The sequence below is a fragment of the Acinetobacter sp. 70_2 genome, from assembly GCF_056736115.1.
The window spans coordinates 102,854-120,707 of record NZ_JBWZIP010000013.1 but is presented as its reverse complement, the minus strand read 5'-3'; the positions used below and the strand labels follow the sequence as shown (position 1 = coordinate 120,707).

Below are 17,854 nucleotides of genomic sequence, written 5' to 3'. Positions count from 1 at the left end.
CATGAGCTTAAGTGATGAAGAACAATTCGACAGCTTAAAGTCGTTCGCCAAAAAATATGGTTCTGCCATGATTAGCGGGATTCTCATTGCATTGATTGCCTTTTTCGGGTGGGAATATTGGCAAAAAAGAAATCTTGCAACGAGCCAGACAGAAACTGCAAAAGTACAGCAGTTAATGGATGAGGCAAATGCAACAGCCGATAATCCAAATGCTTTAGCTTCAATCACAGCTTCAGCAGATAAACTTGTAAAAGATGATATTGATTCAGTTCAGGCGATACAAACTCAATTTGTATTGGCAAAGCTTGCATATGAAAAACAAGATTATGCTGCTGCTGAAAAAGCTTTGAAAAAAGTTGAAAACTCAAAAGTAAAAGATGAAGGACTGATTCAGGTTGTAAAATTGCGTTTAGCAGATGCACAATTGGCGCAAAACAAATATGATGAAGCTCTAAAAACCTTATCTGGTAATGTCGATCCGGCATTTAAAGCAACAGTAGAAGAGTTACGTGGTGATATCTTTGTTGCGAAGAAAGATATTGATTCTGCTAAAAAAGCGTATCAAGCAGCATGGGATTCGTTACTGGAACGTAAACAAGAGCGACAAATTTTACAAATTAAACTCGAAAGTGTTGGCGTTTTAGTTGAAGATCCACAGATTGAGCGCCCAATTTTGGAAACACAGGTGGAAGAGTCTTAATGAATCAGAAATTCAAACTGCCTTTGGCAATTGCAATCGCATCAGCTGTACTGGTGGGATGTTCTAGCAACAAAGTAAAAGAAGCAAAACCAAATCCACTACCGAAATTGACTGAGTCGAAAAAGTCTCTAGTACCGGTGTTTTCGCGCAGTGTTTCTTCTACGAATAAGGCAGATCCATTACGTTTACAACTTGATGCTAGTGACGGTGTTGTTTTTACACTTGACCCTAAAGGCGAAGTTGCTGCATATCGCGGTAAACAACGTCTTTGGGAGAAAAAAGTAAGTAAATTGGGCTTAAGTTCTGGTGTTGAAGCTGCTGAAGGTATTGTTGTTGTGGGTAACAGCAAAGGTCAGTTATTTGCTTTAGATCAAGCTACAGGTGAACAAAAATGGACTGCACAATTATCTGGTGCATTATTAAGTCCTTCTTTAGTTCAATCTGGTCGTGTGATTACAATCGCAAACGACGGTACTGTATTTGCACATGATGCATCATCAGGACAACAAGTTTGGGCATACAAATTGCCAAACGTTCAGTTCAGTTTGCGCGGTCAACCATCACCAGTCAGTCTTGATCCACGTACTGTTTTAATTGCTTCTGCAAATGCGTATGTGTATGCAATTGATACGATTAGTGGTATTCCACGTTTCCAACGTCGTGTTGCGGTAAGTGAAGGTCGTTCTGATATTCAACGTCTAATTGATATTGATGGTGATCCGGTTGTTGCAGGCCAGCTGATGGTTACAACTAGCTTCCAAGGTCAAGTCACAGTGACTGATTTGGCTTCTCAACGCGTAGTTTGGAGTGAAGATTCAAGCAGCACCAAGCGTCCAGAAGTTTATGACAATAAAGTATTTGTTTCATCAACTGATGGCAAGTTGACTGCTTATGATTTATCTACAGGCGAAAAGCTTTGGGAAAATGAAAGTCTCTTAAATCGTCATTTAAGTAACCCTGTTGTATTGGGATCGGATCTTATTGTTGGTGATTTGGATGGTGTTTTACATCTAATCGACCCAGCAACAGGTAAATTGGTAGGTCGTTCTAAAACAAGTGGTGAGGTCAATACATTACGTGTTATTGAGAATCAGCTCTACGTTTCGACCCGAAAAGGCGATTTAAGTATTTGGCAGAATCGTTAATTTTGTTCGCTTGTGCTAAAATAGCCGCTTAACAAATTACGCTGTTAAAAAATATCGGGGTGTTTGAATTAAATCAGTTCAAAGCCCCGTCTTTTATTATGGTCATATCTGACCTTAAAATATATCTCCTGTACTGTTTCTAATGCTCATGCCATGAGATATGGCTGGTCTTGAATTAAGGTTATTGTATGAAACCCGTTATTGCGCTCATTGGTCGTCCGAATGTCGGAAAATCAACGTTATTTAACCAGATTACCAAGAGTCGTGATGCACTTGTAGCCGACTTCGCGGGTCTGACTCGTGACCGTAAATATGGTGATGCGACTTATCAAAATAAGTCTTTCATTGTTGTTGATACTGGCGGTATCGGTGAAAGTGAAGGCGGTATCGATAACTACATGGCCGAGCAGTCAAAAACAGCCATCAATGAAGCAGATATTATTATTTTTGTGGTTGATGCACGTGCTGGATTGTTAGCCTCTGATGAGCAAATTGCTCGTGAACTCCGTACTTTAGGCAAGAAAATTTATCTTGTTGCGAACAAGGTAGATGGCGTACATGCTGAAGCTGCTTTAGTTGAGTTTTATAAACTTGGTATGGGCGAACCATTACAAGTTGCAGCGAGCCATGGTCGTGGCGTACAGCAAATGCTTGAAGATGTACTTGCGGAAGTTCCAGAAGATGAAAATCCAGAAGAACATGACAAAGATACTGGCTTACGTTTAGCGATTATTGGTCGTCCGAACGTTGGTAAGTCAACATTGGTAAACCGCTTACTTGGTGAAGACCGTGTAGTGGCGTTTGACCAACCGGGTACAACTCGTGATTCTATTTATATTCCGTTTGAGCGTGAAGGCCGTAAATACACCTTAATTGATACAGCTGGTGTGCGTCGTAAAGGTAAAGTTGATGAAATGATTGAGAAGTTCTCAATTGTGAAAACTTTACAGGCAATGAAAGATGCTCACGTTGTGGTCGTTGTAGTCGATGCGCGTGAAGGTATTGTTGAGCAAGACTTACATTTAATTGGCTATGCACTTGAAGCTGGTCGTGCCATGGTAATCGCCATTAACAAATGGGATAACATGAGCGAGTACGACCGTAAACAATGTAAGCTTGATGTTGAACGTCGTTTTGACTTCATTCCTTGGGCAAAAATTCATTTAATTTCTGCACTGCATGGAACAGGGGTAGGTGATTTATATCCTTCTATCCACCGTGCTTATGAGTCTGCAAACTTAAAAGTTTCACCAGCGAAATTAACTCAAATTTTGAGTGATGCAACAGAAGCTCACCAACCACCAATGATTAGTGGTCGCCGTATTAAAATGCGTTATGCACATATGGGCGGACAAAATCCACCGACTATTGTGATTCACGGTAACAAGGTTGATAAGACACCTGCGGATTACCGCCGTTACTTAGAGAACGTGTTCCGTAAAGTGTATAAACTTGAAGGTACGCCAGTTCGTATTGACTTTAAAACTTCTGAAAACCCGTTTGAAGGTCGTAAGAGTCAAGTTGATGAACGTACAGCTGCGCGCCGCCGTCGTTATATTCAGAAATTCAAAAAAGCGGAAAAGAAATTTAATCGTTAATCTGTATTCATGTAAAAAAGCCCAAAGTCTTCTTTGGGCTTTTTTTACAAAGAATTAAGACAGAACAAAGATTTATGAAAAAGTGTGATTGATAAACGTAATTTTTTGTAAATTTCATAACGAATGCTATAATCCATTTTTTTATAAAATAATCTATATTCCGAAAGAATAATGCTGCTTAAGGTTCTTTTTTAGCATGGTAACATTACATCTTGCCCAGTTAACGCTTACACATGCCCAACCTTCTTATGCGGCACTTGAGTGTATTCCCGCCATGCAAAGAAGGCGTCTGTCACCCTTGGCTAAATTAGCGCTCAATAGTGCAATTAGTACTTTAGATGGACAGCGTGTTGATTATATTGTTTGGGTATCACGTTATGGTGATGAAGCTAAAACATTGGGAATATTACAAGATGTTCTGCAAGGCCAAACACCATCACCTACGCAGTTCTCTACCTCAGTTCACAATGCTATTTCTGGTTTGTATTCTATTTTATGTCAGGATGACACTCCATCTACCAGTCTAAGTTGTTCATGGACTGAAGGATTAATAGAAGCTTACGCTGCATTAAAAGCTTTACCACGTATTCAGCGGGTTTTAGTCGTAGCCTACGATGAACCCTTACCAAACATTTATAGCGAGACTATTGATTTTCCTGCCTATGCAATGGCTGCTTTAGTAAGTCTGGATCAGCCTAATTTGCAATTTACTGAATGGTCACCTACAGATGAATTAGACGGTCTGACATTTTCTCGTTTTTGGCAAAGTGCTGATCTTTCTATGTCTGAATATGGGTGGAAAAAATGCTAAACCTTAAAAAGTTAAAGCAAAAAAGTAATTATTGTTGGCGGGTAGCTGCTACAGGTTTTAGCTTTGCGAGTTTTGGTATAGGGGGTATGGCAATTGCGGCAGTCATTGCACCTGCATTGAAAGTGACTACCTCAGATCCGGAAAAACGCCAACAATATGCACAGAGTATAATTAAGCATAGCTTTAAAGGCTTTACTGAAATGATGGTTAAGCTTGGTATTATGACCTACTCGGTAGAAGGCCTAGAAAAATTAGAAAATAGTCGTCAAGAACTTGTGATTGCCAACCATCCGACTTTGATTGATGTTGTAGTACTAATTGGTATGATGCAGCAAGCTAATTGTGTGGTGAAGGAATCTCTTTGGAGCAATCCATTTACCAAAGGGCCAGTACAAAGTGCAGGTTATATTTTAAATGCAGGCTCTAAACAGTTTGTCGAGGATTGTGTTTCTCGGCTAAAAGAGGATAATGCCGCTTCTCTTTTGATCTTTCCGGAAGGTACTCGGACTGAAAAAGGAATGATCCTCAATGAGTTTCAGCGAGGGGCCGCAAATATTGCCATTCGTGCAAATGTGCCAATTCGCCCAGTAGTGATTACATGTGCTCCATCTACATTAACTAAAAATGAAAAATGGTATCACGTACCATCTCGGCCATTTCATATAGAAGTGAAGGTACTAGATGCAGTGTATGTAAAAGATCTATTAGAAGATTTAACGGTAGGACCTAAACAAGTTCGTGAGTTAAGTCGTAGTTTTTACAAAATTTTTGATGAAGAGTTATCTTGAAATGAGCAATCTTGCTGATGAACTAAAGCAAATGATTATTGATGTTTTAGCACTAGAAGATATTACTATTGCCGATATTGATACAGAAGCTCCATTATTTGGAGAAGGTTTAGGATTAGACTCGATTGATGCCCTTGAGTTAGGACTTGCTTTGAAAAAACGTTACAACATCCATTTAAGTGCAGAATCGGATGAGACCAAACAGCACTTTAAATCAGTTCAAAGTTTGGTTGCGTTGGTCGAAGCGCAGCAGCAAGCATAAGGAGTGTGATGATGTTATCTCAAGAACAAGTACTGGCAAAACTCCGTGAATGGATGGAAGATTTATTTGAAATCGAACCTGAGTCTGTACAGTTAGATTCAAACTTATATTCAGATCTAGATGTAGACAGTATTGATGCAGTTGATTTGGTAGTTAAGATTAAAGAGCTAACAGGTAAACAAGTAAAACCTGAAGACTTTAAAAATGTAAGAACTGTGTTAGATGTAGTGACTGTTATTCAGAACATGACTGCTGAATGAAAATGTTAATTAAAGGGATAATTACAGCACTTTTCGTGCTATATCCCTTTATTGTGGGCTGGAGTTTATCGCACGGACAATTTGTCTGGGTAAGTGCATTGCTTATTGGGCTAGGTGTTTTACGTTTATTTAGTAAAGGTAATCACCTTTTATGGCCTTTAACCAGCCTTGCTATTGTTTGTGGTGGCTTAAGCTTACTACTACAGGATCATGCATGGTTAAAGCTGTATCCTGTTGGGATGAGTTTAGGTGCTTTAGGTATTTTTGCATTCACCTTAATAAAACCTCCTTCTATGATTGAGCGTTTTGCTCGGTTGGTTGAACCTGATTTACCACCATCAGGTGTTCATTGGACTAGGCAGGTCACTAAGGTCTGGTGTGTTTTCTTTTTATGTAATGCATTAATTGCATTCATTACGGTTTTTTTTACTTCGACTCAAATTTGGGTCATTTATAATGGCTTTATTTCTTATGTGCTGATGGGCATGTTATTCCTTGGCGAATTTATTTTGCGTAAAAGGCATCAGCGTTTACATTCTTCAAATCATTAATTCAAAATTATGCAGTGTCATTTTCAGAAATTCATCGATTCGGTTCAGCCACTTTGCTTAGATGGTGCTCTGCATTCAACTAGCTTTAATCATTTTTGGCAGGATGTGGCCTTACAAGCCGGTGCAATTGCTCAATTAGAAAATTTAACTTGGGCTTTATGGGAAACAGATAGCTACGAATTTTTGGTTTTATTGTTTGCTGCATTATTGGCTAAAAAGCAGGTGCTGTTACCGCCAAATCGAGTGCGTGAATTAGAACAGGACTTTGCAGCACAGCATATTTATTTTTTAAAACGTCAAAGTGTTGAATCAGTTGTTCCCTTATCTTTAACGTTGGATGATGACTTTTTAGAGCAGGCACAACTCTATTTTTATACCTCTGGTTCAACAGGACAGCCTAAAAAAATCCCAAGAACCCTAAAACAATTACTCAATGAGGTACAAGGCTTAAGCCAAAGTTTTGTTTTTGAAAATGATGCTATAGCTATTGCAACGGTGAGTCACCAGCATATTTATGGATTACTGTTTAAGCTACTTTTACCTCTTGCAACAGGGCGTTGTTTTTATATACCGCAAGTTGCTTATCCAGAAGATGTTGTACAAGTTCAAAAGCAATTAAGAACACTGAGTTTAAGTAATTATTTGATTTCAAGCCCAGCTTTATTAAAACGCTGGACAACCGATGTGGTTTTAGAACAATGTCAGATGGTGTTTAGTTCTGGTGGCAAACTAGAAAGTGGCGTTCGTCCTTTAGTAAATTGCTTAATTATTGAAGTTTTAGGAAGTTCGGAAACGGGCGGCATTGCCCATCGTGCTAAAGATGATGACGTATGGACGCCTTTTGCCAATGTGGCTATTCGTATTGAAGATCATCAGCTCATGGTCAAAAGTAATCATGCTTATGAAGATGATTGGATTACCACAGGTGACCGTGCTGAATGGGCAGATCACTTGTGTAAGAGCTTTCAGCTTTTGGGGCGTACCGACCGAATTATTAAGCTTGAAGAAAAGCGTTTGAGTCTAGATGCGATTGAACAAAGTATTCAAGTCTTAGTCGAAGTCAAACAGTGTCATGTACTGGTGTTTGAGCATGAGCATCGTCAAATGCTGGGTTGCATTGTGGTTTTGACAGAGCAGGCTCGTGAGCAGTTGCAAAAGCAAGGTAAGGCAGTCTTTGTTGGCCATTTAAAACAGCAGTTGAAAGATCATTTAGAAACCTTGGCAATTCCACGTCAATGGCGTTTTTTAAGTCAGCTACCGCAAAACACACAGTCTAAACTCGATAAAAGTTATTTGAAAACGCTATTCAAGCCGATGTTGCAACCTGTAGTGCTATCACAGAGTCAAAGTGCAGATGACTATATTTTTAGTCTTGAGTTTCCACCTGAGTTAGCATGTTTTAAAGGCCACTTTCCAAACCAGCCTATTTATCCAGGGGTTGGGCAAATAGGTTTTTTACAACATTTTGCTAAATCAATTTGGTCTGATTTAAATTGGTGCCAAGGGTATGAGCAGTTAAAATTCCAAAATCTCATTTGTCCTTATGCGGTCGTGCAACTCAAGCTTTCGCGAAAAGAGCATAAGGTGAGTTTTGAATTACGTGATTCAGAACAGATTCTGGCTTCAGGACGACTATTATTTGCTTTGCAAACGGAAGTAGAGGGTTAAAAATGCAGACCAACTATGGCTTTGTTATCCCAGTCTATAATCATCCACATTTCTTAGCAGACTTGATTGCTAATTTGGATGGTTTTCATCTGCCGATTGTGTTGGTAAATGACGGAAGTGATAATGCGTGTAGCCAAATTTTAAAAGACTTGGCAGAGCAATATCCTCAAATTCATTTAATCGAGCATGAGGTAAATAAAGGGAAAGGCCAAGCTGTAATAACTGGATTACGTGCAGCACATGAGCTTGGTTTAAGTCATGCATTACAACTCGATGCCGATGGTCAGCACTGCTGGGATGACATTCCAAAATTTCTGGAACAGTCTCGGCAGCATCCAGATGCGATGGTGATTGGTCAGCCATATTTTGATGCCTCTATTCCCAAAAAGCGCCTATATGGTCGTTACATTACCCACTTTTGGGTATGGTTGAATAGTTTATCGTTTGAGATTAAAGACAGTATGTGTGGTTTCCGAGTGTATCCACTTGAAAGCACCATTAAGGTATTGAATAGCGCTAAATTCCAGCCACGTATGGGTTTTGATAGTGAAATTTTAGTGCGTTTAAAATGGGAAAATACCCCTTTTATTAATGTTCCAACGCCAGTGGTTTATCCAGAGCAGGGGATTTCCCATTTTCATGCTTGGCGAGACAACTTAGGCCTAAGCAAGGCACATGCAACTCTATTTATGGGGATGCTGATTCGTTTGCCGAAACTGTTAAAACATAAGCTGCAAGGTTAACCATGACACAGTCAGCTTCTCCCAAATGGAATGATATTAAAGAGCGTGGTGGCATGTTGCCATTAATGTTAATGCTTTGGTTTTATCGTTTTGGTGGACGCTGGTTATGTAAATTGGTGCTGTACTTTGTGATTATGTGGTACTGGTTATTTGCAGTTGCAGCAAGACAAGCTTCATTACTTTATTTACGAAAGTTACATCGTTTTGCGGGAGCTAACTCTCCATTTACACATGAGCCAACTTTGGGGAATAGCTACACTCATTTTATGCAGTTCGGCGAATGTATTTTAGATAAAATCGAAGGTTGGCTAGGCAATATTCCAGAACAAAAACTGGAAATCTTTGGACATGAGTATTTTCATCAGCACTACCAAAAGGGCGCTCTAATTGTTGTTTCGCATTTTGGTAATATTGAGTTGCTTCGCGCAATAAAATCATACCATCCACAGAAAATTAATGTGTTGGTTTATCAAAAACATGCAACGAAATTTAATGATTTTCTCAAAAAAATAAATGATAAAGCAGATGTTTGTCTTTTATCGGTCGATGAACTCGGTATTGAAACGGCTATGTTGCTACAAGATAAAATGCAACAAGGTGAGTGGGTCATTGTTGCGGCAGATCGAGTGCCTGTTCAGTCAGACCGAGTACAGCAGCTAGAGTTTTTAGGGGAAACTGCTGCATTTCCACAAGGCGCATGGATTTTGGCAAATTTACTTAAAGTACCGGTCATAGCCGTATTTTGTTATCGCATGCAGCAACAATTTCAAGTGCATATCCATCTCATTTCAGAGCAGGTAAATTTACCGCGTGCTCACCGTATTGAAAGTATGCAAAGTGTGACTCGAACCTATGTAAATGTATTAGAGCAGCATTGCATGCGAGCTCCTTATCAATGGTTTAATTTTTATAATTTTTGGACGAAATAACATGCGTGTGTTAACCGTAGGGGAACAACCACTTTGCATTGAAGATGTTGTTGCTGTAGCCAGAGGCGAATGTCAGGTTGCTTTACCTGCGTCCTTTGAATGGCGTGAACTGATTCAAAAAGGAGCTGATTTTCTCGATCAGTTACTTGAAGAAGAAGGGGTAATCTATGGTGTGACCACGGGTTATGGCGACTCGTGTTTGGTTGAAGTTCCATTGCATCAGGTCAATGAATTGCCACTGCATCTTTCTCGTTTTCATGGCTGTGGTTTAGGTGAAAACCTTGATGTAATTACTGCACGTGCAGTCGTTGTTACTCGTTTATGTTCATTGGCACGTGGTTATTCAGGTGTGTCGATTGCTTTGCTGGAACGCTTAGTTTGGTTGCTCAATGAAAATGTGATTCCGGTTATTCCATCTGAAGGTTCAGTGGGGGCAAGCGGTGATTTAACACCATTATCTTATATTGCTGGAACTTTGGTTGGTGAGCGTGATGTTTATGTCGATGGACGAATTGTTCCGGTTGCTCAAGTGTATGCCGAAAAAGGGTTACAGCCTTTAACACTCAGACCGAAAGAGGGCTTGGCCCTTATGAATGGTACTGCGGTGATGACGGCAATTGCATGTTTAAATTATAAAAAAGCAGAGCAGATTGCTTTTGCAAGTACTTTGATTACTGCGTTGAACGTATTGGCATTGGAAGGTAATCCAAGTCATTTCGATGAAGTTCTGTTTGCACAAAAGCCGCATCCAGGGCAGCAACAGATTGCCAAGCAATTACGTGATTGGCTGAACAGTGAAGTACAAACCGCACATCAGAGCCCACGCCTGCAAGATCGTTACTCATTACGCTGTGCGCCGCATATTATTGGCGTGTTTGAAGACTCAAAAGTATGGTTACGTCAGTTTATTGAAAATGAGCTGAATTCGAGTAATGACAATCCATTAATTGATCCTGTCGGCATGCGTGTGTTGCATGGTGGTCACTTCTACGGTGGACACATTGCACAGGCAATGGATAGCTTAAAAATTATGATTGCCAATATTGCCGACTTGATGGATAGACAGATTGCACAGTTGGTTGATCATAAAATGAATCATGGTTTACCGCGTAATTTAACAGGTGCAACGGCTGAACGTTTACCACTGAATCATGGTTTTAAAGCTGTACAAATTGGGGTCTCCGCGTGGACAGCCGAAGCGCTAAAAAACACCTTAGCTGCTTCAATTTTTTCACGTTCCACCGAATGTCATAACCAAGACAAAGTTAGTATGGGTACTATTGCTGCCCGTGATGCGAGCCGTGTGATTACCCTGACACAGCAAGTCATTGCAGCGCTATGCTGTGCGAGTGTACAGGCGATTCATTTGAAAGGTTTAACTGAACAATTAAGCCCAACATTACAAGCCTTCATGCAATGGACCTTACAAAGTTTTGCATTTGTCGAAGAAGATCGACCATTACAAACCGAATTACAACAGATTGTTGATCGTTTAGACCAACTTGAATTGTTTAATCAACCAGAATTTATGGGATAAGGTGAGAAAATGCATGCGGATGTAATCATTGAGATTCCATTTCATGATGTTGATACCATGAATGTGGTTTGGCATGGACACTATTTAAAGTATTTTGAAATTGCACGCTGTAAATTACTTGATCAATTTCATTACAACTATATGCAAATGAAAGAGTCTGGTTATGCATGGCCTGTGATAGAAAGTCACGTCCGTTATGCATATGGTATTGAGTTTGAACAAAAGATTCGGGTTCGGGCTATTTTAAAAGAATGGGAAAACCGTTTAAAAATAGACTATTTAATTTTTGATGCCGAGTCTGGAAAGCGTTTAACCAAAGGCTATACCACACAAGTTGCTGTAAATATTGCAAACCGTGAAATGTGCCTTCAGTCACCTCAGGTTTTATTTGAACGTTTAAATGCGTGGTCTGAGTTCCAACCAACGAGGGGAGCATGATGTCTAAATTTGTTAAAACTTTAGGGATAGGTCTCACAGTATGGATGGGCAGCTTGGGTGCCGTTTATGCGGCCTCGACAGAAGTGACACAGATTTTTCAGCAGTTGGCACAAACGCCGATTGTCCGTGCTGATTTCGAGCAGCAAAAGAAATTACCGTCTTTGAATAAAACTTTTGTATCCAACGGTTCTTTATTATTTGCGAAATCTTATGGTGTGGCATGGCAAATTAAACGTCCGGTACAGGCGGATCTCATTGTTACTCCAACCAAACTGGTACAAAAAACTCAGCGAACATTTAGCCAGATTCAAATTGATCAATCGCCTTATAGTTCTGTTGCAACACTCTTTTTGCAGTTAATGTCAGGCAATGAACAAGCCTTGGCAAAGAACTTTAATGTAGTGAGTGCAAACTATAGTCCAGCGGGCTGGAATATTAGTTTAACGCCAAAAAGTAGCTTATTTAAAAAACTGTTTGTGCGTGTAGATGCTCAAGGTCAACAGTATGTAAACCAAATTGTGATTACTGAAAAAGCCAATAATTTGACCACAATTCGCTTTAGTCACCAGACTTCTAAACCGACGACTTTAATGGCTGCCGAGCATGCGCTTTTCCAATTGGCAAAATAAATTTACTGTACTGTGGCTAATCGCGCTCTTACTCATGGCTGTGGGGTTGGGTATAACGTGGATTAAAAAAGATATCCATATTCAGACGGATATTTTTGCGTTATTGCCGAAAATGCAGCAGGACCCACAGCTTGCACGTACTCAGCAGTATATGAATGAGCAACTCAATAACAAAGTATTTGTTGTAGTGGATGCTAAAGATGAGTCTGAGATACAACGCGCGACGGAGCTTTTAACGGTACAAGCCAAAAGCAGTCCATTATGGCAACCTTTAAAACCACAGCTTGATTTTGATCAATTTGCAAAGCAGCTCTATCAACATCGGGTAGGTTTGTTAAGTGAGCAAGACCAGCAGTTACTACAAAAGCAAGATTATTCGGCACTTAGCGAACAAAGCTTAATGCAGATGATTAGTCCGGGCCTACCTGTGACAGCAGAATCACTTAAGCAAGATCCATTACTCTTGTTTACTCGTTATGCCATGCAATTGGCAAAGCCATCCCAGCAAGATATTGAAATGGAGCAAGGCTTTGCGACTATTCATCATGATCAGGGGCTTTCACGGTTATTTGTATTACAGTTAACCCAAAGCCCATACAATATTGATTATCAAGAACAAGTATCGAACTGGATTGATCAGACCAAACAAAAATTAGCTGCAATGGGGCTAAATTCCCATTGGACGGGAACGATTTTATTTACGAATTTTGGAACGCAATCGGCTAAAGAGGAAATCTCAACCATTGGTGTTGGTTCGACATTAGGTCTGATTTTTCTGGTGTGGTTTGGTTTCCGCTCATTACGTCCTATGGTGACAGAATTTATTGCTGTTTCGACCGGAAGCTTTGTTGCATTTGCAGTGACTCACTGGATATTTGGGGAAATCCATCTCATCACTTTAGTATTTGGCGCGAGTCTAATCGGGGTTTGTGTCGATTTTTCTTTTTACTTTATGGCAATGCAATCTCAGCATCGTAAGCTAGGTGGTTTCCAGATTTTATTACCTTTATTGCCTAGCTTATTTATGGGCTTAATGACCACCTTGGTGGCTTATGTCTTTTTGAGTTTTACACCATTTCCCGGGTTTAGACAGATTGCGGTATTTTCAATTGTCGGATTAACTGCGGCTTGGATTAGTAGTGTACTTTTATTACCAAGACTACCTGCACTTAATGCCCAGCCAGCAATACATGCTTTGTCATGGATTGGACAAACACGACTGTGGTTTCAGCAACGTGCAAAAATACGCTATAGCTTGATTGCGACTATTTTAGTTGCGGGGACAGCTAGTCTTTTCTACCTTAAAACAAACGATGATATTCGTAATTTGCAAGGTATGGATGCGAGCTTAAAGCAGCAGGATCAAACTGTACGTGAACAATTTGGACAACAACAAGGCAGTGATTATTTTGTGGTAAAAGCCACCTCTGCAAATGAAATGCAGCAACAGGAACAACAACTCATTGGACAGTTGCAGCAGTTACAGGCAAAAGGGGAAATTTCTGCGTTTCAAGCTTTGGGACAGTGGATTCCACCGTTGGTTCAACAGCAACATAATGTGCAGCTATTACAAAGTATTCCACGCTCGACTTTAGAAGAATATGCACAAAGTATGGGGCTAAATGTGGCTGATGTTTTGCAATGGCAACAGCAGCTCGCGAAACAACCCTTATTGGATTTCGCCGTATTTAAAGATCATCCTTTAGCTTTTTTACAGCTCCAAGCGAATGAGCGCTTGGTTATGGTGACAGGAATAAAACATCCAGAGGTTTTAAAAGGGCTACAGTCTCAATATGTGCATTTTCAGCAACCGATTGCAACAATGTCGCAAGTGTTTGCCGAGCATAGAGTACAGGCTCAGTATCTTCTGATTTATGCGTTAATTGGATTAACACTAGGCTTAGCCGTTATTTATGGCCTAAGTTCGATTGTGCCTTTAGTTCTGCCTGTGAGTTTGGCGTTATTGAGCACTTTTGCTGTTCAGGCGTGGTTAGGTGTAGAAATTAATTTGTTTAGTATTATGGCGACTTTCCTGATTATTGGGATTGGTGTCGACTATGCAATTTTTTATCGACATGGGCATGATCATCCACAAGTAGTTGGAATGGCATTATTTTTATGTATGATGTCGACCTTACTTGGCTTTGGATTACTTTCATTTAGCCATACCTATGCAATTCACTGTTTTGGTTTGACGGTTTTATTGGGGGTTATTTTCTCATTCATCTATGCGACTTTACTCACCCCGGCAGATGAAAAACATATCGTGAATTTACAAGACCATTCATAATTTGAATAAATTAAAAAGGAAAGTCGTGCTATGAGCACTTTAGAAAAAATTGATGTAGTGATTATTGGGGCGGGGCCATCTGGAAGTTCTGCTGCGGCACTTCTGCGCAAAAAAGGCTATAAAGTTGCAGTTTTGGAAAAGCAGTATTTCCCACGGTTTTCAATTGGTGAGTCATTACTACCGCAATCTATGGCATTTTTAGAAGAGGCCGGCTTACTAGAAACAGTTCGCGAGCATGTCGAGCAATATGCGTTTCAATTTAAGAATGGTGCAGCCTTTTTACGTGGTAAACAACGTAGTTTTTATGACTTTACTGAAAAGTTCACGGATGGGCCGGGGACGACTTGGCAGGTTCGTCGTGCCGATTTTGACAATTTGCTTGCTAAACAAGCTCAGGCTTATGGGGCAGACCTCCGTTTTGGACATGAAGTTTTAGACGTAGACGTAGCACCAGAACAACCTATTCTTACGGTATTAGATGAAAATCAGCAAAGCTATCAAATTCAAACCAAGTTCTTACTTGATGCAAGTGGGTTTGGTCGAATTTTGCCAAAATTGTTAGATTTAGAGAGTCCATCAAACTTTCCGGTACGTCGTGCATTGTTTACTCATATTGAAGATGGAATTACGGATGATCCTGAGTTTGACCGTAATAAAATTTTAATTACGGTACATGAAAAAGACCACCGTGCATGGTATTGGCTGATTCCATTTGCTGATGGCCGAGCTTCTTTTGGTGTAGTGGCTGAACAAGATTTTTTTGACAAATACACAGTTGAAAATGCTGCCGATAATGAGCCAGAGGCAATGTTGAAACGCATTTTAGCTGATGAACCAAGCTTGTCAGAGGTACTACGTCAAGCTAAGTTTGATACACCAGTACGTACTTTGGTGGGCTATTCTGCCAATGTTAAGCATTTGGCAGACCGCAACTATGCACTTTTAGGAAATGCAGGTGAGTTTCTTGATCCAGTGTTTTCATCAGGTGTGACTATCGCGTTAAAATCTTCCAGCTTGGCGGTTCCTTTGGTTGAGCGTGTTTTGCAAGGTGAACAGGTAGACTGGTTGCAAGAATATGAAAAACCGCTGCGCCGTGGTATTCAGGTGTTTCGTGCCTATGTTGAGTCATGGTATGAAGGTGAATTTCAGGACGTCGTTTTTTCACAAAATCAGAATGATGGCATTCGCCGTATGATTTCTTCATTACTGGCGGGTTATGCATGGGATGAAAAAAACCCAATTCATAAAAATGCCAAACGTAGACTTAGCACCCTAGCAGAATACTGTCGTGAAGGCTTAACGCAAGAACAGGTATTAGAGGTATAAGCATGCAGCGCAAATGGATGATGATATTACTTGGTGGTTGCCTATGTTTTACGGGCTGCCAAGTGATGCCACATGCGAAAGGTTTACAAAGCCCCTTATGGCAAACTCAAGCTTATCAAAGACAAGATCAGGTTGAAGTTCAGTGGAAACAGCAAAGTTTTAGTTTTTTGCTTTATCAGCAACAGCAAGGAACTGTACTGGATATGGTCGCTTTGAGCTTGACTGGACAACAGCTGTTTAAATTACAGTTTGATGGGCAACGAGTTCATGTAGAGCAACGTATTGACCAAATGCGCTTATTACCTTTTGAATTTGTGGTACGTGATCTTCTATTTGCCACCTATCCAAAATTCTCGAGCTTGGGACAACAAGCTGTAGAAATGAAGCAACAGGCTGATAATCAGATGATTTATATTGATAAACAGCCTGTATTACACATCAAAAAAGATCAGGGAAGTATCGAATTACTTAATCAACAAGTTCCTTATAGCATGACGCTAAGTTCGATTGAAAATACTTTGCAGCCTCAAAAAAGCACTACACCATGAGCGATTCATCTATAAATAATTCTGCTCAAATGGCAGTCGGCATACAGTTCAGTGTGGGTTTATCTGCATTAGGTTGTGAACCTGATCAAATCAAACAAGCATTACAACAGCCGCAGCAAACCTTAACTTTGTGTGATGATTTAATCGCTGATCGTAATGTTTGGGTGGGACAATATACGCACTCATTGTGTTCGAGTGTGCCCGATGCCTTACAGTCTGTCGATTCTCGTAATTTAAGATTTGCCTTGACTGCTTTAGCAAAAATTGAAACCGAACTAAAAAGTTATACAGAGAAGTTTCCATCAAAACGTTTAGCGATTGTGGTTGGAACCTCTACTTCTGGTATTTCTGATAGTGAATTATTGCTTAAGCAATATTTTGAAGGACAAACTCAGCAACTCATTTCTCACCGACGTCAGGAAATGAGTTGTTTAGCAAAAGCCTTACAACAGTATTTAAATTGGGAAGGGCCAGCATATACCATCTCTACTGCTTGTTCCTCAAGTGCTAAAGCATTGGCTGCGGGTCAGCGTTTGCTACAAGCCGATTTAGCTGATGCAGTACTGGTCGGTGGTGTCGATACTTTGTGCCAACTCACACTCAATGGATTTTATAGCCTAGAGAGTTTATCTAGCGATATTTGTCAGCCATGTGGGGCTGGACGTGATGGTATTAATATTGGTGAAGCCGCAGCCTTCTTTTTGCTCACTAAAGAACAAACACCTGTCATGTTAATGGGCGCAGGAGAATCAATGGATGCATGGCATATTTCTGCTCCGCATCCGGAAGGTAAAGGTGCTGCGATCGCTATGGAACGCGCATTGGAGATGGCAAATATATCTGCACAAGATATTGGATATTTAAATCTTCATGGAACTGCAACTCCACAAAACGATGCCATGGAAATAAAAGCTGTACGACAAGTCTTTGGCGATTATCAAGTTGCTTTAAGTAGTACCAAGCATAAAACTGGACATTGTCTTGGTGCTGCGGGTGCTATAGAAGCATTTATTTGTGAGCAGGTTTTAAAAGATCAAAGCTGGCTACCATTGCATCGAAATGTTGAGATTGATCCGGATTTGGCTGACCAAAAATATGTGCAAAATGCCGAACTAAAACAGCCCATCCGTTATGTGATGAGTAATTCTTTTGCTTTTGGGGGAAGTAATATTAGTCTTGTTTTTGGAGTGAAGCCCGAATGAAACTGGAGGCAATTCAATATATTCCTCATGAGCAACCAATGGTGTTTATAGACCATTTAACTGAGGTTGCAGAAGGGCGAGCACAAGCTGAGCTAACCATTACACCTGAGCTTATGTTTTGTGAAGCAGAAGGTTTACCGACATGGGCAAGCATTGAAATTATGGCGCAAACCATTAGTGCTTATTCAGGTTGGCAAGGTCAACAGTCAAAACAAGCACCAAAAGTCGGATTTTTATTGGGAACACGTAAATTACATTTACCTATTCCTTATTTCGCCTTGGGTTCTCGATTGATCATTCAAATAGAACAACAATATTTTCATGAAGGACTTGGGCAATTTTCCTGTGAAATTCAATATGCTGAACACTGCATTCAAGCAACGTTAAGTGTATTTGAGCCAACAGAATCACCATTTGAATAACCACAAA

The 17,854-nt window shown here is 40.2% G+C and carries 19 protein-coding genes; all 19 read left to right on the top strand.

Annotated features, from left to right (window positions below):
- The first annotated feature begins 1 nt into the window (after position 1).
- The 19 genes from AC1PJ9_RS06630 to AC1PJ9_RS06540 all read left to right on the top strand — a co-directional run bounded on the left by AC1PJ9_RS06630 (position 2) and on the right by AC1PJ9_RS06540 (position 17,847).
- A complete protein-coding gene (locus tag AC1PJ9_RS06630) occupies positions 2-700 on the top strand; it encodes a YfgM family protein (protein ID WP_002053293.1) in 699 nt (232 codons plus the stop codon).
- On the top strand, positions 700-1,845 hold the full coding sequence (gene bamB / locus AC1PJ9_RS06625; protein WP_311087128.1) for an outer membrane protein assembly factor BamB: 1,146 nt from the start codon (positions 700-702) through the stop codon (positions 1,843-1,845). The genes AC1PJ9_RS06630 and bamB overlap by 1 nt, the downstream gene beginning before the upstream one ends.
- A gap of 188 nt (positions 1,846-2,033) precedes the next feature.
- Positions 2,034-3,443, top strand: coding sequence for a ribosome biogenesis GTPase Der (gene der / locus AC1PJ9_RS06620; RefSeq protein ID WP_005066184.1), 1,410 nt, complete (start codon positions 2,034-2,036; stop codon positions 3,441-3,443).
- A gap of 196 nt (positions 3,444-3,639) precedes the next feature.
- Positions 3,640-4,254: a beta-ketoacyl synthase chain length factor gene (locus AC1PJ9_RS06615; RefSeq protein WP_114270788.1), complete on the top strand. Its 615-nt coding sequence runs from the start codon at positions 3,640-3,642 to the stop codon at positions 4,252-4,254.
- Positions 4,239-5,042, top strand: a complete 804-nt coding sequence (locus AC1PJ9_RS06610) for a lysophospholipid acyltransferase family protein (protein ID WP_077162756.1) — start codon at positions 4,239-4,241, stop codon at positions 5,040-5,042. Before AC1PJ9_RS06615 ends, AC1PJ9_RS06610 begins: the two co-directional genes overlap by 16 nt.
- 1 nt (position 5,043) lies before the next feature.
- On the top strand, positions 5,044-5,304 hold the full coding sequence (locus AC1PJ9_RS06605) for a phosphopantetheine-binding protein (protein WP_039250423.1): 261 nt from the start codon (positions 5,044-5,046) through the stop codon (positions 5,302-5,304).
- A 5-nt stretch (positions 5,305-5,309) separates the two neighbouring features.
- A complete protein-coding gene (locus tag AC1PJ9_RS06600; RefSeq protein ID WP_170318151.1) occupies positions 5,310-5,564 on the top strand; it encodes an acyl carrier protein in 255 nt (84 codons plus the stop codon).
- Entirely contained in the window at positions 5,561-6,115 is a 555-nt protein-coding gene (locus tag AC1PJ9_RS06595) for a COG4648 family protein (protein ID WP_311087127.1), read from the top strand. Before AC1PJ9_RS06600 ends, AC1PJ9_RS06595 begins: the two co-directional genes overlap by 4 nt.
- A 9-nt stretch (positions 6,116-6,124) precedes the next feature.
- On the top strand, positions 6,125-7,783 hold the full coding sequence (locus AC1PJ9_RS06590) for an ApeI family dehydratase (RefSeq protein WP_311087126.1): 1,659 nt from the start codon (positions 6,125-6,127) through the stop codon (positions 7,781-7,783).
- Positions 7,784-7,785: 2 nt separating this feature from the next.
- Positions 7,786-8,526, top strand: coding sequence for a glycosyltransferase family 2 protein (locus tag AC1PJ9_RS06585; protein ID WP_311087125.1), 741 nt, complete (start codon positions 7,786-7,788; stop codon positions 8,524-8,526).
- 2 nt (positions 8,527-8,528) lie between these two features.
- Positions 8,529-9,455 (top strand): LpxL/LpxP family acyltransferase, encoded by a 927-nt coding sequence (locus AC1PJ9_RS06580; protein WP_311087124.1) that lies wholly within the window; start codon positions 8,529-8,531, stop codon positions 9,453-9,455.
- A gap of 1 nt (position 9,456) precedes the next feature.
- Positions 9,457-10,992: an HAL/PAL/TAL family ammonia-lyase gene (locus AC1PJ9_RS06575; RefSeq protein WP_311087123.1), complete on the top strand. Its 1,536-nt coding sequence runs from the start codon at positions 9,457-9,459 to the stop codon at positions 10,990-10,992.
- Positions 10,993-11,001: 9 nt separating this feature from the next.
- Positions 11,002-11,430, top strand: a complete 429-nt coding sequence (locus tag AC1PJ9_RS06570) for an acyl-CoA thioesterase (protein ID WP_039250438.1) — start codon at positions 11,002-11,004, stop codon at positions 11,428-11,430.
- Entirely contained in the window at positions 11,430-12,059 is a 630-nt protein-coding gene (locus AC1PJ9_RS06565) for a LolA family protein (protein WP_311087122.1), read from the top strand. The genes AC1PJ9_RS06570 and AC1PJ9_RS06565 overlap by 1 nt, the downstream gene beginning before the upstream one ends.
- A complete protein-coding gene (locus AC1PJ9_RS06560) occupies positions 12,034-14,349 on the top strand; it encodes an MMPL family transporter (protein WP_311087121.1) in 2,316 nt (771 codons plus the stop codon). Before AC1PJ9_RS06565 ends, AC1PJ9_RS06560 begins: the two co-directional genes overlap by 26 nt.
- Before the next feature lie 30 nt (positions 14,350-14,379).
- Positions 14,380-15,675: an NAD(P)/FAD-dependent oxidoreductase gene (locus AC1PJ9_RS06555; protein ID WP_311087120.1), complete on the top strand. Its 1,296-nt coding sequence runs from the start codon at positions 14,380-14,382 to the stop codon at positions 15,673-15,675.
- Positions 15,676-15,677: 2 nt separating this feature from the next.
- A complete protein-coding gene (locus tag AC1PJ9_RS06550; protein ID WP_311087119.1) occupies positions 15,678-16,223 on the top strand; it encodes a DUF3261 domain-containing protein in 546 nt (181 codons plus the stop codon).
- Entirely contained in the window at positions 16,220-17,425 is a 1,206-nt protein-coding gene (locus tag AC1PJ9_RS06545) for a beta-ketoacyl-[acyl-carrier-protein] synthase family protein (RefSeq protein WP_311087118.1), read from the top strand. The genes AC1PJ9_RS06550 and AC1PJ9_RS06545 overlap by 4 nt, the downstream gene beginning before the upstream one ends.
- A complete protein-coding gene (locus tag AC1PJ9_RS06540; RefSeq protein WP_077162746.1) occupies positions 17,422-17,847 on the top strand; it encodes a hotdog family protein in 426 nt (141 codons plus the stop codon). The genes AC1PJ9_RS06545 and AC1PJ9_RS06540 overlap by 4 nt, the downstream gene beginning before the upstream one ends.
- Positions 17,848-17,854 lie beyond the last annotated feature (7 nt).

Bases quoted from the DNA above. Each gene is read 5' to 3' on its own strand.
- AC1PJ9_RS06585 (WP_311087125.1), top strand. From the start codon at position 7,786: ATGCAGACCAACTATGGCTTTGTTATCCCAGTCTATAATCATCCACAT.
- AC1PJ9_RS06630 (WP_002053293.1), top strand. From the start codon at position 2: ATGAGCTTAAGTGATGAAGAACAATTCGACAGCTTAAAGTCGTTCGCC.
- AC1PJ9_RS06595 (WP_311087127.1), top strand. From the start codon at position 5,561: ATGAAAATGTTAATTAAAGGGATAATTACAGCACTTTTCGTGCTATAT.
- AC1PJ9_RS06555 (WP_311087120.1), top strand. From the start codon at position 14,380: ATGAGCACTTTAGAAAAAATTGATGTAGTGATTATTGGGGCGGGGCCA.
- AC1PJ9_RS06565 (WP_311087122.1), top strand. From the start codon at position 11,430: ATGTCTAAATTTGTTAAAACTTTAGGGATAGGTCTCACAGTATGGATG.
- AC1PJ9_RS06580 (WP_311087124.1), top strand. From the start codon at position 8,529: ATGACACAGTCAGCTTCTCCCAAATGGAATGATATTAAAGAGCGTGGT.
- AC1PJ9_RS06575 (WP_311087123.1), top strand. From the start codon at position 9,457: ATGCGTGTGTTAACCGTAGGGGAACAACCACTTTGCATTGAAGATGTT.
- AC1PJ9_RS06570 (WP_039250438.1), top strand. From the start codon at position 11,002: ATGCATGCGGATGTAATCATTGAGATTCCATTTCATGATGTTGATACC.
- AC1PJ9_RS06550 (WP_311087119.1), top strand. From the start codon at position 15,678: ATGCAGCGCAAATGGATGATGATATTACTTGGTGGTTGCCTATGTTTT.
- AC1PJ9_RS06605 (WP_039250423.1), top strand. From the start codon at position 5,044: ATGAGCAATCTTGCTGATGAACTAAAGCAAATGATTATTGATGTTTTA.
- bamB (WP_311087128.1), top strand. From the start codon at position 700: ATGAATCAGAAATTCAAACTGCCTTTGGCAATTGCAATCGCATCAGCT.
- AC1PJ9_RS06590 (WP_311087126.1), top strand. From the start codon at position 6,125: ATGCAGTGTCATTTTCAGAAATTCATCGATTCGGTTCAGCCACTTTGC.
- AC1PJ9_RS06545 (WP_311087118.1), top strand. From the start codon at position 16,220: ATGAGCGATTCATCTATAAATAATTCTGCTCAAATGGCAGTCGGCATA.
- AC1PJ9_RS06615 (WP_114270788.1), top strand. From the start codon at position 3,640: ATGGTAACATTACATCTTGCCCAGTTAACGCTTACACATGCCCAACCT.
- AC1PJ9_RS06540 (WP_077162746.1), top strand. From the start codon at position 17,422: ATGAAACTGGAGGCAATTCAATATATTCCTCATGAGCAACCAATGGTG.
- der (WP_005066184.1), top strand. From the start codon at position 2,034: ATGAAACCCGTTATTGCGCTCATTGGTCGTCCGAATGTCGGAAAATCA.
- AC1PJ9_RS06560 (WP_311087121.1), top strand. From the start codon at position 12,034: ATGCGCTTTTCCAATTGGCAAAATAAATTTACTGTACTGTGGCTAATC.